The sequence below is a fragment of the Priestia sp. SB1 genome (assembly GCF_038898415.1).
Genome location: NZ_JBBJSS010000008.1, coordinates 236,798 through 251,686 on the forward strand (window position 1 = coordinate 236,798; position 14,889 = coordinate 251,686).

At 39.4% G+C, this 14,889-nt stretch carries 13 protein-coding genes; 1 reads left to right on the forward strand and 12 read right to left on the reverse strand.

Annotated elements, in window-relative coordinates; genetic code table 11:
• Positions 1 to 289 precede the first annotated feature (289 nt).
• The 8 genes from WKH56_RS27325 to WKH56_RS27360 all read right to left on the reverse strand — a co-directional run bounded on the left by WKH56_RS27325 (position 290) and on the right by WKH56_RS27360 (position 9,795).
• On the reverse strand, positions 290 to 1,171 hold the full coding sequence (locus WKH56_RS27325) for a glycine betaine ABC transporter substrate-binding protein (RefSeq protein ID WP_048018538.1): 882 nt from the start codon (positions 1,169 to 1,171) through the stop codon (positions 290 to 292).
• 21 nt (positions 1,172 to 1,192) lie between these two features.
• A complete protein-coding gene (locus WKH56_RS27330) occupies positions 1,193 to 2,056 on the reverse strand; it encodes an ABC transporter permease (RefSeq protein WP_028413966.1) in 864 nt (287 codons plus the stop codon).
• Between the two features lie 2 nt (positions 2,057 to 2,058).
• On the reverse strand, positions 2,059 to 3,312 hold the full coding sequence (locus WKH56_RS27335; protein ID WP_310884303.1) for a quaternary amine ABC transporter ATP-binding protein: 1,254 nt from the start codon (positions 3,310 to 3,312) through the stop codon (positions 2,059 to 2,061).
• 80 nt (positions 3,313 to 3,392) lie between these two features.
• Positions 3,393 to 4,541, reverse strand: a complete 1,149-nt coding sequence (locus tag WKH56_RS27340) for an aromatic ring-hydroxylating oxygenase subunit alpha (RefSeq protein WP_047930880.1) — start codon at positions 4,539 to 4,541, stop codon at positions 3,393 to 3,395.
• A 66-nt stretch (positions 4,542 to 4,607) separates the two neighbouring features.
• Positions 4,608 to 5,768: an N-methyl-L-tryptophan oxidase gene (solA, locus tag WKH56_RS27345; RefSeq protein WP_016763565.1), complete on the reverse strand. Its 1,161-nt coding sequence runs from the start codon at positions 5,766 to 5,768 to the stop codon at positions 4,608 to 4,610.
• A gap of 30 nt (positions 5,769 to 5,798) precedes the next feature.
• Positions 5,799 to 8,222, reverse strand: a complete 2,424-nt coding sequence (locus WKH56_RS27350) for a GcvT family protein (RefSeq protein WP_275211819.1) — start codon at positions 8,220 to 8,222, stop codon at positions 5,799 to 5,801.
• Between the two features lie 362 nt (positions 8,223 to 8,584).
• Positions 8,585 to 9,226, reverse strand: coding sequence for a 3-hexulose-6-phosphate synthase (gene hxlA, locus WKH56_RS27355; RefSeq protein WP_048018534.1), 642 nt, complete (start codon positions 9,224 to 9,226; stop codon positions 8,585 to 8,587).
• A 203-nt stretch (positions 9,227 to 9,429) separates the two neighbouring features.
• Positions 9,430 to 9,795: a winged helix-turn-helix transcriptional regulator gene (locus WKH56_RS27360; protein WP_014460848.1), complete on the reverse strand. Its 366-nt coding sequence runs from the start codon at positions 9,793 to 9,795 to the stop codon at positions 9,430 to 9,432.
• A 164-nt stretch (positions 9,796 to 9,959) separates the two neighbouring features.
• On the opposite strand from WKH56_RS27360, the gene zwf reads away from it, so the two are divergent.
• Positions 9,960 to 11,474 carry a glucose-6-phosphate dehydrogenase gene (gene zwf, locus WKH56_RS27365; protein WP_310884302.1) on the forward strand — a complete coding sequence of 505 codons (1,515 nt, stop codon included), beginning with the start codon at positions 9,960 to 9,962 and terminating at the stop codon, positions 11,472 to 11,474.
• A 152-nt stretch (positions 11,475 to 11,626) separates the two neighbouring features.
• Here the strand turns inward: zwf and WKH56_RS27370 are convergent, their stop codons facing one another.
• From WKH56_RS27370 to WKH56_RS27385, 4 genes are all read right to left on the reverse strand, one after another.
• The gene (locus tag WKH56_RS27370) at positions 11,627 to 11,875 is read right to left on the reverse strand and encodes a hypothetical protein (protein ID WP_013082444.1); all 249 of its coding nucleotides are present in this window, start codon (positions 11,873 to 11,875) and stop codon (positions 11,627 to 11,629) included.
• A 37-nt stretch (positions 11,876 to 11,912) separates the two neighbouring features.
• Entirely contained in the window at positions 11,913 to 12,398 is a 486-nt protein-coding gene (locus WKH56_RS27375; RefSeq protein ID WP_048018533.1) for a PaaI family thioesterase, read from the reverse strand.
• A gap of 139 nt (positions 12,399 to 12,537) precedes the next feature.
• Entirely contained in the window at positions 12,538 to 13,380 is an 843-nt protein-coding gene (locus WKH56_RS27380; RefSeq protein ID WP_310884301.1) for an aldo/keto reductase, read from the reverse strand.
• A gap of 118 nt (positions 13,381 to 13,498) precedes the next feature.
• Positions 13,499 to 14,743, reverse strand: coding sequence for a Bcr/CflA family efflux MFS transporter (locus WKH56_RS27385; RefSeq protein ID WP_048018531.1), 1,245 nt, complete (start codon positions 14,741 to 14,743; stop codon positions 13,499 to 13,501).
• Positions 14,744 to 14,889 lie beyond the last annotated feature (146 nt).

A 14,889-nucleotide genomic window follows, 5' to 3' on the forward strand; every position in this document is an offset into this window, starting at 1 on the left:
TGCTTTGGGGAATCACATAAATTATGACAACATAGGTATAAATAAATACTTACATGCGAAACGTAAAGCATTCATTATTTAAATTGTACTTGGATAATAGAAAGCAATGCCACTTTTTTTAATTTAAATATATTTTTTTAATTTACATATCAGGTTAAAAAACTTTCATTTATTGAGATTTTACCGAACTTAATCCGTTAGAAAAACTGCAGATAAAAAGTTCTCCCCCAAAAAAACAGTTTCTAAGTCAATAGCTTCACTTATGAGACAGCCTTTTCTTTTCCATCTATTATTTTACCCAGCTTTCCGTCACTTTTTTATTTTTAGAAATCCAGTTTTTCACACCTTTTGTTTCGTCTTTTGCACTGTTAATTTCTGATTCTAAAGATGCTAGTTGATCGGCACTAATAGAAAAATCTTTCAGCCACTTTGCTGCTTCTGGATAATCTTCTTTAAATCCCTTTTTGCTAATCGACTGTATTTTCTCAGGTCCAGTTGGATTCATCGTATTTTTGGGATCTTTTAAGTATCTGAGATTATACTTTTCAAAAGCCCAGTGGGGGCGCCATAACGTAACAACAATAGGTTCTTTATTAGCAATGGCTTTATCTAACTCCGATAGCATCGCAGCTGTACTGCTCTCTACTAAATTCCAGTCTGTTAACCCATAGCTGGGCATGGCATGGTCTTTCGTAAGACCATTGATTCCAGATCCCGGTTCAATGCTAATAATCTTTCCGTTAAACTCCCCTTTCTTATTTTTTAAATCACCTATCGACTGCGCGTCTACATAGTCGGGAACGGCTAATCCGCTGTCTGCTTGATCGTACCAAGTGCCGAGAACGTCTACTTGTTTTCCGAATCTTTTCATGTAAGAACTATGGGTAGTAGGCATCCATACATCCAAAAATAAATCAATATTTCCTTGAGCAACTCCTGAGAAGAGCGGGGCTACGTCACTTTGAACTGCTTTAACTTTATAGCCTTTTTCCTCTAATAATTCCTTCCATAAAAACGTAACGGCTACGGCTTCGTCCCATGGTATGTACCCAATTGTAATTTCTTTTTTAGTCGTCGTGCCGCTTGCCGTATTGCTATTTCCGCATGCAGAGACAAGCAGCATGACGACGATTGTTAGCATAATAAAAGAAATTTTTTTTGAATGTTTCATCTAATCCCACCTTTATCCATTTTATTTGCTTGATTGAATATCTTGGCTTTTTCGAGTAGAAAGATGCGTTAAACGATCTAAGATAACGGCAATAATAACAACCGCAATCCCACCGATAAACCCTAAGCCTACATCCAGCATACTGATGCTTCGTAATACCTCTGCACCTAGGCCTCCCGCACCGACCATGGAAGAAATAACAACCATCGAAAGAGATAGCATAATAACTTGGTTGACACCCGACATAATCATAGGCAAAGCGAGCGGCAGCTGGACTTTAATTAATTTTTGCCATTCTGTCGCTCCAAAAGCTTCCGCTGCTTCTAAAGTAGTGTGCGGAACTTGCTGAAGCCCAAGCAGCGTCAGACGAACGGCAGGCGGCATTGCGAAAATAAACGTAGCAATAAGAGCTGTAACATTCCCTAATCCAAATAAAAGTACGGAAGGAATTAAGTAAACAAAAGCAGGCATCGTTTGCATAATATCAAGAATAGGCTTTATGACTGCCCCCACTTTGTTAAAGCGGTGTGATAATATGCCTAAAGGAACGCCAAATAAAAGTGAGATAATCGTAGAAGCTAAAACGAGAGATAAGGTCAGCATTGATGCTTCCCATAAATCCAAGCTAATAATAAGAAGTAACCCAAAACACGTAAATGCAGCTATCTTCCAATCTGTCAACCATAGCGCTAATAGAACAAAAACAAGGACAGTTACTAGCGGAGGAGAGGCTGTCAATGCCCATTCAAGGCTGCTGATTAAACTGGTCATTATCTGGTTGATTCCAGTAAATACACCTGAAAAACTATCAATCATGTAATCAACAAATGAATTTGCCCATTTATCTAAAGGAATACGAGGAATCATCGCAGCATTCACCATCATATTTATCGAACCTCCACTTGATATGATTTAACTTCTTGCTGCTCGGTCACTGCAATACGTTCAGTGAGATTTGCAATAAGAGTGCTCGGGGAAATCATACCTTTTAGGCGATGATGATTATCAACAATGACTACAGGCGAATGACTGTCTGTAAATAGAGGAATCATTTCTTGTAAAGACATATCAGGATTGACGCAATGCGGCTGTGTCAATGCTTTTCCTTTTAAATCATGTTTATGAGCTTCAATAAGCTCCATCACTGTATAGATGCTCATCATACCTAATAAGCGGTCAGAACTATCAAGAACAAAAATCGCAGATAAATGATTGGTTCTCATTCTTCTTAATATAACTTGTGGTGATTCATACTCATAGGCAGCCGTTTCTACCGGAATAACAGCGTCTTTAGCAAGGCGGATTTTTCCGTAATTAACGTCTTGAACAAGCAGTTTTACATAATCGGTTGCGGGTTGACTTAAAATATCTTCAGCCGTTCCAAGCTGTACAATCTCTCCGTCTTTCATTACGGCAGCCCGGTGCCCTAAAGTTAATGCTTCATCTAGATCATGCGTTACAAAGATAACTGTTTTTTGTACTTCTCCTTGAATATCAAGAAATAGCTTTTGCATATCTCTTCGAATAAGAGGATCTAACGCCGAAAAAGGCTCATCCATCAGCAAAATCTCTTGTTCAGAAGCAAGGGCTCTCGCTAATCCAACCCGCTGCTGCATACCTCCTGATAATTCATAAATTCTTTTATAAGCTTGTCCATTTAACCCCACCATTTCAAGCGCCTCTTTCCCTCGCTTTTCCCTTTCGCTTGCTGATACACCTTGTATCTCTAGACCGAATGTAATGTTGTCAATCACGGTGCGGTTTGGAAGGAGGCCCACATTTTGAAAGACCATCCCAATTTTATTTCTCCGGACTTCCTGAAGCTGTCTTTTTGGCATATGAGAAATATCTGTGTTTTCTAGATATACCGTCCCTTCTGTCGGTTCTACAAGCCCGTTCAAGCATCGAAGTAAAGTAGATTTCCCGCTTCCTGATAATCCAATTAACACAAAGGTTTCTCCCTTTTTCACCTCGAAATGAGCATTGTAAATAGCAACGGTTGTCTTAGTAGCTTGTTCGACTTCATATTTACTTTCTCCAGCTTCTCTCAGCTTAAGAGCCTGTTCTTTTTGACGGCCAAATACTTTTGAAACATCGGTAACGCGGATAATGGGTTCTGTTAGGTTAGAGCTTGTACTCAATTTATTTCCCCCTTTTTTTAAAGTAGATTGTTAGAGGTGGTCTGACACCTCAAGGTAACGTGTCAGACCACTTCTACTTACTATTCGACCTTCATACCGATTGCTTCCAATACATAATTGTAAAATTGAGAAACGTGCTGTTCGATAGGTACTAAAATACCTCCTTCTTTATAAGATTTTGAGCTCATATTTTCTTGACACCACTCACACGCTTCAAAGTCTTGTAAATTAACGCGATGAAATAATTCCACGGCATCTTTTGGGTCAAAATCAGGCTTAGCCATTTCTTCCGGGTCGAATAACCATTCACAAATCACTTTAGACTTTTCCGCACTAATTGGAATAATACGATGAATAATAACGTGATCCGGTGTTAAGTTGATAAATACAAGCGGCAGAACGGTAATGCCAAAATACGTGCGGTCATCTTCCGGAAGCAATCCTTTTAGCATAGGACGGCTTCCTTTCCCGCTGATTGAAAAAGCTTCTAATTCATTCCCAAACTTAGCTCCGCCTCCCACGGAACTTTGAGTGCCGACTCCCGAACGAAATTCAGGCAGCGTTGCCGTAAGTTCAGGATGAATAGAGGAACAGTGATAGCACTCTTGAAAGTTTTCTACAATAAGCTTCCAGTTTGCCTCGACTTCATATTCTTCACGATGAGCGGATTTTAAATTTTGAATTTCATATCTAGCAAACGTATAAAGTTCTCCAAAACGATCAAAAATTTGTGCGTCTAGCTGATATTCAACAGATATAGGATTGTCAGATAAATTAACCCAAACCATGCCGTGCCACACTTTAATGTGAACGGATGTTAGTCCGTAATTTTCATTATGCACGAGTTCTTCTCGACAGCGGCTTGTGTTAGGAACACCCACTAAATCACCATCTAAGCTATAGCTCCACGAATGATATGGACAGCGAATAACACCTGCTTTACCGGATGCTTGGCTGCACAGCTTAGCTCCTCGATGCCGACATACGTTCAAGAATCCACGCAGCACGTGATCTTTTCCTCTAGTAATTAAAATATTTTCGCCTTCAACTCTCGTCGTAATATATTGTCCTGGTTCCGCTATTTCGTATTCAAATGCAACTAAACTCCATGATTTAGAAAATATATGATCTTTTTCTAACTTAAAAATGTCCGAAGATGTATACAGCTCTCCTCTCAACGTGGGCTCAAGTCTCCCATTATCATTCACTAAACCATGTTCCATAACCATCTACTATTCCTCCTTCGCTTCTTGAGAAACATTTAAATAGAACCATTCGCAAGAGCTGACGACGATTTATACTATTTTATTCGCCGCAAATCGCTGCGGAGTAAACAAATCAATTGGGTGATTAGTTTTTCCCTCTATCACTAAATCTGCTAAAATCTCTCCTACTACGCTTGCAAACTTAAAACCATGTCCAGAAAATCCAGCTGCAATCGCTACTTGAGGATATTCAGGATGCAGTGAAATGACAAAATGTTCATCTGGTGTATTGGTATACATGCACGTTTTCCCTTGTAAAAATCGACCGTTAAGCTGTGGAATACCTTGAGCTAGATAGTGCCGCATCATGTTCACTTCGTCTTCATATATATTTCGATCAATCGTTTCCGGAGTGCACGCTGTTCCTTTTCGAAAAAACGCCACTTTTGCTCCTTCAGCCTTTAATCCAAACGAAGGGAAACCATACAACTGTACATAATCATCTGCTTCCCAAATATAAATCGGCTGTTTTCCCACTGAAAAAATATCTATTCCTTGTGTTGGTTCAAAAAACATTTGCACATGACGCTCTACTTGTAAGCTAACACCCAAATCCCGTAATAAATCAGGTGCCCAAGCGCCTGCAGAAATAATGATTTTCCCAGCTTCATATACTCCATTAGCTGTTATAACGCGCACGCCTTCACCAGAAGGATGAGCTTCCCACGACACCACTTCCTCAAAAAAATGAAGCTCAGCTCCGTACTTTTCTGCTTGAAGAAGGTGAGTATATACGCTCGCTTCCGGCCTAACGAATCCAGCTCTTTCTTCATATAGAGCAACCGTAGCAGGTGAAGGTGTAAACGCCGGAAACCGTTTGTAAATATCCTTTGCTTCTAGAATCTCATACGCAAGATTCCACTGTTTAGAGCTTTCGATGCTTCCAGAAACCGTCAAGCTATCAGGAGGTCCCATCATAAGTCCACCGGTAACCGTAAGAATTTCTTGACCGCTTTCTCTTTCAATTTCATTCCATAATTCGTAGGCGCGAAGCAATAATGGAACGTAAGCAGGGTCTTCAAAATACGACTGTCGAATGATTCTAGAACCGCCGTGACTCGATCCTAGGTCATGAGCGGGACCGTATTGTTCTAACCCCAATACCCGCTGACCTTTTTTGGCGAGCTGATAAGCAGCCGTACTCCCCATAGCTCCTAATCCGATAATAATGACATCATAATGTGTTGACATCTGCATTCCTCCTGTCTTTCGATTGATCAATTAAACTACCGCTGGGGAGTGTGTCATCATTGTTGCTTGATAACGCTGACCAAAGTATTCAACTTCTAAAACCATTTCTTCATGTACGGCTTGAGATAATAAAGTGTGTACAATTCCTTTTCCTAAGCTGTATGAATAGCCGGCACTTGTCACAAATCCGAGGGCTGTTTCTCCATAAAAGACCGGTTCATATCCCATTACTATCGCTGAAGGATCATCTAATATGAGCGTCGCTAATACTGTTTCAGAATTTTTTCGCTGACGATCAAGCAATGCCTCTTTTCCAATAAAAACTGGTTTTGTTAAATCAACCATTTCATGAAGGTTAACTTCATATGGATGATGCTCGCTCCAAAAGTCTTTCCCGCTTTTTAACGAAAAAGATTCAATTCGAAGATTTTCAAGAGCTCGGTCTCCCGCGGCAATCAGCTGATAAGGCTGTCCTTGCTCAATTAATACATCCCATAAATTCAGACCTTGATCAGAAGTCGTAATCAACTCCCAGCTCTCCATTCCCCCGTAGGAATCACGCAGAGCAAGAACTGAACTCTTTTCAATAAACAAGGTTTTCGCTTGCCCTTCAATCCAAGTGCTGCTAAGTTCTGAGCGTTGAACCACGGACTTCATTACTCCTGTAGCTTTAGGACCAATTAATGCTATACTGCATGTCCCTGACGTTACATCTTGAAAAACAACTTGACCGTTTTGAGGCACGTGTTTTTGAATCCAGCTTGCTTCTACGGCTCCCGTACAAACAATCAAGAAAGTGGATATATTTTTGCGAATAACCGTTATTTGATCTTTTATGCCGCCTCGCTCATGCAACATACACGTACGTATGCTTTGCCCTACTGCAATGTCTATATTTCCTGTCGTTAGCTTCTGTAAAAACTGGAGAGCTCCTTCCCCTTTAATTTCCAACCTTTTCTTTGCTGCCGTTGTATCGTAAATCGCCGCGTACTGACGAGTATGCAACTGTTCAGCCTCGATAATCGGTGACCAATATTCAGCCGACCACCCCTTTCTTATAACCATCTTCTTTTCATATGTGGATATAAGCGGATAGTTAGCTTCATACCACTGCGGCTGCTCCCACCCTGCTTTTTCGTTAAAATACGCTTTTAGTTCTTGCTGACGCATATAAAATGGACTTACGCGCATGTTTCGCGATACTTTTCGCTGCATAAATGGATGATGAATGCTATAAACCTCTTCATATTCTTCAATAGACCGCTGTTTGTAATAAACAGGGCTGCATGCATACGTATCGAAACGATTAATATCGCATAGCTCCAAATCCACAGTCGGTGCACCATTCATCAGCCATTCAGCCATTTGCCTAGCAACACCTGCAGAGTGCGTTACCCATATGGCTTCGGCTACCCAAAATCCCCCTACTGCTTGTGATTCGCCAAGCAGCGGCATCCCATCAGGTGTGAAGGAAAAAATGCCGTTCATTCCTTTTTTTATTCCTGGCTGTTTTAATGCCGGAATTAGTTCCAATGCATCTTCCCACGGTTTTTCAAAATCTTTTGGTGTAAAAGGTTTAACAGAAGGCATTTCTTTTGTTTCTCCGTATTTTGTAATGTCACTGAGTTCGATTGGAAACGGCTCATGCTGATATGATCCAATCCCAAGCCCTTTCTCTACCTGACGAAAATAAATTGCATTATCTTGATCTCGAATAAGAGGAGTCGCGGCTTCTTCCGTTTCTCCGTTTAATTCAAGTAAATCATTTGTAAACACATATTGATGAGCCATCGGCTGAAGAGGAATTGTTACACCGACCATTTCTCCGATGCGAGGTCCCCAAAATCCGGCACAGCACACGATTACATCTGCTTCAAATTTTCCAGCGCTCGTGTACACTGCTTTTACTTGACCATTTGTCACTTCGATATTCGTCACTTCTGTATGACCGTAAAATTCTACTCCGCACTCTTTAGAAAAACTAGTCATTTTATCAACGGCATGCAAAGGTTTGGCAATACCGTCTGAAGGAACATAGAGACCTCCGCAAATACGATCAGGACAAATCAGCGAATTTTTTTCCGCGCATTCCTGCGGTGAAAGAAGAAGAGCTTCGATTCCCCATGAGCTGGCAACACCAGCCTTTCTCTTTAGGTCTTCTAATCGCTCTGGTGTACGGGCAACTTCTAAACTGCCGACAGGATAAAACGAGCGCTGTTCATCTGTACTCAACTCTTTAAAGGTCTCGACTGTTTGAGAAGCTAGTGTTGTCAGGACTTTTGAAAAGCTAAGCTGAAATACAAGCCCCGGAGCGTGAGAAGTAGATCCTCCCGTTTCAAACAAAGGGCCTTGCTCAATCACTGTTATGTTTCTTTGCCCCATTTTACTTAAATAGTAGGCAATGCTGCACCCGACAATTCCAGCTCCTATCACTACTATCCTCTTATGTTCCATCACTTTATATCTCCCTCCTTTTTTGGTTTGAAGATGTTAAATATTGTCGATAGTTAATTATATTTTTAAGATTCACAATTTTCAAAGTATTTTGTTAAAAAGTGTGACATAGATTTTTTTAGACTTTCTTCCGCTAATGTTCGGATAACGCTTTCTTAACTTTAAAATATCAGAAAAACTGCCGTCTTTTTCTTTCTAATAACGAATTTTAAAGAAACTATCTATCTGTCAAAATGACACTTATCAATGAATGGTTATATCAAAAATGACGGAAAGAAGATAGCTAAAATAACTTAGCTATCTTCTTTTTAAACCATTTACTGATTAATTAATTTTGAAGGCTTAAATACTTTTGCTTATTTTTAGACCAAAGTTGCTTGTTTGACTACTTTTTTCATTTCTTCTGCAACGTTTCTTTTGTCTTTTTCACTTGTAATCCCCCCGCCTACAATCACAAGATCCGGCTGTGACTGCACGACTTCAGGAAGTGTATTCAGTTTAATACCTCCTGCCACCGCTGTTTTTGCATTTTTCACAACTCGTTTAATCGTTTGAAGCTGCTCGAACGGGGTTTCTCCTTCAGCTTGAAGATCATACCCTGTGTGTACACAAATATAGTCAACACCGAGTGCATCGACTTCTTTTGCACGTTGCTCAAGGTTTTTTACATTAATCATATCAACAAGAATTTGTGTTCCTTGTTTTTTGGCCTCTTCTACAGCGCCTTTTATAGTCGAATCATCAGTAGCGCCAAGAATCGTAATAATACTAGCACCCGCTTCAGAAGCTTTCATGACTTCGTAAGCACCTGCATCCATAATTTTTAAATCAGCTAATATCTTTAAAGACGGAAAGGCTTCCTTGATTTCTTTGACTGCTTTTAGCCCTTCGTTAATTACAACTGGAGTTCCAATTTCTACAATATCGATATACTCTTGAACCTCCTGCACTACTTCTTTTGCCTCTGAAATATTTACAAGATCCAATGCTAATTGAAGTTCCATACTTACTTCACTCCTTCATTAAATGGGGTTGTCTAGCATGAATTCATTGTAAAACCGTTACTTTCAAAAAAAAAGTAGGCACTTTTAAAACATATAGTCACTAAAAATATACTATGGATGCTTCGGTGTATCTTATCAATTGTGTTTATTTTAGAAAATTCTGAATAATAAAGACGTTTTTGTAACCTTCTCAAGAAAAGATTTTATCCCATATGTGTGGAGTTATTCATTTCAGGTTCTATAAAGGTTTCCATATAATTTTTTCCCCACTCATCCATGCTCTCAAGGATGGGCATCAAGCTTCTCCCGTGTTCAGTCAAGGAATATTCAACTTTTGGAGGGACAACCGGATAGACTTTTCGGTGAACGATTTGATCTTCTTCCAATTCTCGCAGCTGACTTACTAACATTCGCTGAGTAATTCCCGGCATCATGGACTTTAACTCCCCAAATCGTTTCGTCCCTTCTTTTCCTAGGTGCCACATAATCAGCATTTTCCACTTGCCTCCAATAATCGTTAACGTTAATTCCTTTTCACAGTTAAACGTTTTGCTAAAAAGTCTGCTCAATCCTTTTTCCTCCCTTTTTATGCGTAATAGTATAGTTTTAGACACTATATGAAAATAAAGTGTCTACTTATAAAGGAAAATTGTACCTGCTATACTGTAATCTGTAAAGGTGGTAAAAGACTATATTCACTGTAATAGGCCGTTAAAATAAAGGAGGAGATCAATTGGGCAGTGTAGCTCGTTCACGTGATAATTGTCTCAAGTCTCATTCACCACAAGCGTTAGAAGTGGATTCCATGACCTTTATCTTATTTGGAGCAACAGGAGATTTAGCTAAAAGAAAAATTTTTCCTGCGTTATATAATTTATTTTTAGATAAAAAGCTTCCTTCTTCCTTTTCTATTGTTGGTACGGATAGAAGCAACTGGTCTGATGATGCCTTTCAAATATATGTAGAAGAATCAGTAAAGACTTTTTCAAGGCGCTTTAGACAAGGTGAATCCAAGATAAAAGAATTTCTTAAGACAGTTCGCTATCATAAAATGGATGTTACCAATAGTGGTGGATATGACCAGTTGCTGTATGCTATTCAAGAAGGCGAAGCAGAATTAAATATTCCTGAAAATCGTCTTTTCTATTTATCAGTGGCTCCTGAATTTGTAGACGTCATTGCTTCAAATATAAACAGCGGCGGATTAGGATCTACAAAAGGCTGGAAACGTCTTATTATCGAAAAGCCTTTCGGACACGATTTACAATCTGCTCAAGTGTTAAATCAAAAGCTTACTGAAACGTTCAATGAAGAAGAGATTTATCGTATCGACCACTATCTAGGAAAACCAATGATCCAAAATTTGGAGGCTTTAGCATCTGCAAACCCTATTTTACAAGCACTATGGAATCATCACTACGTTGCAAATGTCCAAATTACAGCTAGTGAAACAGTTGGTGTAGAAGAAAGAGCGTTTTACTATGATCAGGCCGGTGCAATTAGGGATATGTTCCAAAACCATATGCTTCAAATGCTTATGATGACTGCCATGCAGCTGCCAAAGACACTTAACATCGTAAAGACTCGCCAACAAAAGATAAAAATTATGAAAAGCCTTCGTCCTCTACAAAAAGAGTTTATCCATTCGAACGTCATAAGAGGTCAATACGAAGCGGGAAAAATCCAAAATCGTTCCGTTATAGGATATAAAGAAGAGCCCGGCATCAATGCTGCTTCCGTCAATGACACATTTATAGCAGTCCGGGTATGGATTGATCATGAGCTTTGGAAAGGAGTACCTTTCTATCTTCGCACAGGAAAAAGAATGAGTAAAAAATGCACGCGTATCGTCATTGAATTTAAACATCCTTTAAAGGATGTTTATACAGACGAAGAAATTATTCCCAACCTTTTGGTTGTCGAAATCAGCCCAAATGAAGGTATATCACTGCAATTAAACAGCAAAAACCCTTTGAATGATAATAAAATCGAACCTATTTTTATCAATTTCTCAACAAATCAAAGAGAAGTACCCGAAGCTTATGAACTGCTGTTAGTTGATGCTTTACAGGGAGACTCCACATTTTTTGCTCATTGGGAAGAAGTTGAATTATCTTGGAAATGGGTGCAACCTATTTTAGAAGTTTTTAATGATGAACGCTTTCCTCTTCATTTTTATCCTGCGGGTACGATGGGACCAGCGGCTTCAAATCATTTGTTAGAAGACGACGGGTTTAAGTGGTGGTGATTACTTTTAATCTCGTTAAAAAGAGGCTGGGGTAAAAGCATTTTATTTGAAGAAAGATCCGAACGATGAAGCGAGATTCTTGATGGAGAATCCAACTCGTTCGGACTTTTTCATTGTGGTCGTAAACGTAAGTTTACTGCATGTAGTTGCTTCTAGTTGTTCGTATTTTCTTTATTTAATATCAGCCATTTGATTTTTCGATCTCGCTCTTTTCTTTCTTGTTCATCAACTAAATCATATTTCTTCAGCAAATGAAACATCTCGTTTAATGTTGTTTGCGAAGGATTTCGTACGAGAAACTCATGAAATAACGAGCGAATATCTTCTGGCAGCCATTGTGACTGCGAGTTAAACTTCTGCTGTACATCTTCTACCGAGTGGTCTAAATTACATTTACCCATACCTTTTCCTCCTTTTTCATGTAACTTTTTTACATTTTTAGTCTTCTTTTCGTTTAAACGTACTTGGCATAACAACTGCTACAACTTCTCCGGTCGCAACAATGATGTCACTCGCGTATACTTCTGTTTTAACTCTCCATTTCTTCGGGTGAATTTCTTCAACCGTTCCTATTGCTTTTAGTACTTCACCCTGCGGCGTTGGTTTTTTAAAATCCACGTGGAGAGAACCGGTAACAAATCGCGGCGGCTCTGCTGAATCTCCTATTTCGCAGCCATTTTTACGGTATAGAGCAAGAGATGCAGAGCCTGTTCCATGACAATCAATCAGTGATGCAAGAAGTCCGCCATATACAAATCCTGGTATAGCTGTATGTTCAGGCTTAGGTGTATAAAGGGTAATTGTTTTTTCTCCTAGCCATCCTGTCCGAAAATGATAGCCGTCTTGATTTAATCGGCCGCAGCCGTAACACCATGCAAAATCATCCGGATATTCGTCTTGAATCGCTTTTACTACTTTTTCCATGGTTCACCACTCCTTTTTTCGGAATATTTTAACACATTTTCTCTTACAATCGTTAGAACTAAACGGACTATTTTCAAGCTTACATAACTAAAAATCTTAGAAGAAAAGCCTCACTTAAAAAATAAGTGAGGCCTTATCGTTAAAATTCTTCATAGGCAGCGGGGTCTTGATTATTAAGTCTTCCATCTTCGCGGTTCAATTCTGAAAGCATATTCATCTCCGTTTCATCTAAAGAAAATGAAAAAATCGATATGTTTTCAAGCTGCCGCTTGCGAGATGACGATTTTGGGATTGAAATGGCGCCTAGCTGATAATGCCATCGCAAAATCACTTGTGAAACTGTCTTATTATGACGGTCTGCAATTTGTTTAATTGTTTCATTTTCTAAAACAGCACTCGCTCGTCCTAGTGGACTCCAAGATTCAATTTGAATGTTTTTCTCTTGATACCAATTTCGATATTGATGTTGATTAAAAAAAGGATGCAGTTCTATTTGATTGATGCTTGGTAAAATGCCGGTCTCTTTTTCCAAGCGCTCAATATGCTCGGGAAGAAAATTACAAACACCAATTGAACGAATCAAGCCCCAGCGCTTCGCATCAATCAGTGCTTGCCAAGCTTCTACATAATGATCTTGTTTAGGATTAGGCCAATGAATAAGATACAAATCGTAATAGTCTAAATTCGCCCGATATAAAGATTCTTGAATGGTAGGAATTGCTTTGTCATACGTATGGTATCGCCCTGGGAGTTTAGAGGTAACAAATAGTTCTTGTCTAGAAACCGGTGTTTTTCGGAGAGCTTGCCCCACAGTGCCTTCATTTTCGTAATTATAAGCAGTATCGATTAAACGATACCCTACATCAATCGCACTCGCTATAGCGTTGACTCCTTCATTTCCGTTAAGCTTGTATGTACCAAAACCTATAGCAGGCAAGGTTACCCCGTCATTAAGCGTTATTTCAGGAATTACTTTACTCATTATTATCCACTCCTTTCGATCATGCCCTAAGGTTAGCATATATTATCCAATACTTGAATAAATTTGCATAACTCCTTTTCACAAAGGAGTGATGCTTTTAAAACAATCCAAAAAGCGATTACGGAGAAACCTCCGTTTTAAACTCGTTAACTTCGCACTTTTCTGCTTCTTTCTTGTTTTTAGTTAACGTAAAGAAAGCTACAAAACCTAAAAGCGCCGTACTAAATAAGATAGCAGCCATCGGAATCGCTGTTGTTTCGTTAATCCCTACTAAAGGAGAAACAATTGATCCTAAAGTTAATGGAAGCATACCTAACACGGCACTCGCACTCCCTGCTCTATGTCCTTGATTTTTCATTGCCAATGTCACCGAGCCTGTGATTGTCATTCCTATAGAGATCATGTAAATAAAAATGGGAATAACAATCGTAGCAAGCGGTCCTTTAAGCATAGTCATGATAAGAAGTACGCTAGTAGCACTTACAGCCGTAATCACGGCAATGCGAAGCAGGCTTCTTTCATGGATAATTCCGCTAAAGCGCCCAATAATAAAGCTTCCAGTCACAATAGCCAAGCCGTTAATACCAAACAAAATGCTAAAAACTTGCGGAGAAACATGGTATATCCCTTGATAGACAAATGGAGTGCCTGATACATAAGCAAAGCTTCCTCCATGGACCAGTCCGATAATTAGGGCATACCCAATAAAAGAACGGTCTTGTAATAAACTGCCCATTGTGCGAACAGAATGACCAATTGAACTTGGTGTTCTATTTTCAATGGGCAAAGTTTCTTTTAAACGCATTGAGATTGTTAAAACAATTAAAAGACCTATTAAACTTAAAAACAAGAAAATAGTATGCCAGCTTGCAAAAGGAAGAAGTAAAATAGCACCTCCGGCCATTGGTGCTATCATTGGTGCAAAGGCATTGATAACCATTAACAGAGCAAAAAACTTCGTAAGTTCTCTTCCGCTAAAAACGTCTCTGACAATGGCGCGAGAAAGAACAACTCCTGCCGAAGCCGTAAACCCCTGCAAAAAGCGTGCGATAACTAAAGCCGTGATAGTAGGAGCCAGTGCACAGAGCAATGACGATAACATAAATAAAGAGATGGAGATGAGTAAAGGTCCTTTTCGTCCCTTTGCATCACTGATTGGACCAATCACGATTTGACCAACGGCAAGTCCTAGTAAACACGATGTTAAGCTAAGCTGTACAAGTGAAGCTCGCGCATCTAAATGATCAGCAATAGAAGGAAAACTTGGCAAATACATATCGATATTAAGCGGACCTAATATCGCAAGTGTGCTGAGAAGAAACGCCAATCCTAGACGTTTTTTTCCAGTTGGATTATGAAGCATAATAGCAGAGCACCTTCCTTATCTAAATATTGTATTTTCACAGATAACCTTTAGTCTATTGAAAGGCACCCCTTCTGTCTAGGACATTTGTCTAGAGATGCAGATAAAGTTCCACTGGAAAAGAAGGAGGTATGAGTAACTACAAC

Coding starts and splice junctions, on each gene's coding strand:
- WKH56_RS27325 (WP_048018538.1), bottom strand. CDS start 1,171: ATGAAACATTCAAAAAAAATTTCTTTTATTATGCTAACAATCGTCGTC.
- WKH56_RS27330 (WP_028413966.1), bottom strand. CDS start 2,056: ATGATGGTGAATGCTGCGATGATTCCTCGTATTCCTTTAGATAAATGG.
- WKH56_RS27340 (WP_047930880.1), bottom strand. CDS start 4,541: ATGGTTATGGAACATGGTTTAGTGAATGATAATGGGAGACTTGAGCCC.
- solA (WP_016763565.1), bottom strand. CDS start 5,768: ATGTCAACACATTATGATGTCATTATTATCGGATTAGGAGCTATGGGG.
- WKH56_RS27350 (WP_275211819.1), bottom strand. CDS start 8,222: ATGGAACATAAGAGGATAGTAGTGATAGGAGCTGGAATTGTCGGGTGC.
- hxlA (WP_048018534.1), bottom strand. CDS start 9,226: ATGGAACTTCAATTAGCATTGGATCTTGTAAATATTTCAGAGGCAAAA.
- WKH56_RS27370 (WP_013082444.1), bottom strand. CDS start 11,875: ATGGGTAAATGTAATTTAGACCACTCGGTAGAAGATGTACAGCAGAAG.
- WKH56_RS27375 (WP_048018533.1), bottom strand. CDS start 12,398: ATGGAAAAAGTAGTAAAAGCGATTCAAGACGAATATCCGGATGATTTT.
- WKH56_RS27380 (WP_310884301.1), bottom strand. CDS start 13,380: ATGAGTAAAGTAATTCCTGAAATAACGCTTAATGACGGGGTAACCTTG.
- WKH56_RS27385 (WP_048018531.1), bottom strand. CDS start 14,743: ATGCTTCATAATCCAACTGGAAAAAAACGTCTAGGATTGGCGTTTCTT.